The organism is Sutterella massiliensis, from assembly GCF_016899755.1.
Classification (GTDB): Bacteria; Pseudomonadota; Gammaproteobacteria; order Burkholderiales; family Burkholderiaceae_F; genus Sutterella; species Sutterella massiliensis.
On the sequence record NZ_JACJJC010000352.1, the window covers coordinates 1 to 340 of the forward strand.

The 340-nt window shown below is 42.9% G+C and carries 1 protein-coding gene; it reads right to left on the minus strand.

Annotated elements, in window-relative coordinates:
- Nucleotides 1-88: 88 nt before the first annotated feature.
- Nucleotides 89-340 (minus strand): hypothetical protein (locus H6A60_RS12880; protein ID WP_205105260.1); only part of this gene is annotated, 252 nt, incomplete at its 5' end.

Consider the following 340-nt stretch of genomic DNA (forward strand, 5'->3'; position numbering starts at 1 on the left):
CCCCACTGCTAAGGTTGCCGAGAAAGGTGGACAATCGCTTTCTCCGTCCAACGTATCTCTGAAAGATTAACCACGTTGAACATTTTCATCAATCTATAGATTGCTTTAATTCAAATTCAATAGGCCAACTGCAACAAGGTCCGGAATCCAGTCCATCACCGAAACGTCCCCATCCTCCTTTAGCTCCAAATTCACAATAAGCTTTTAAAAACATTTCAATAAAGTTTTCTCGATCGACAACGAGAGAACAAACCGTGTCATCGGAACGTTGAATTTCGACCTGCAAAAGGCTTTCAGAAAGATGCCATACGAGAAATCGTGTGAGCACACCCTCCTCATC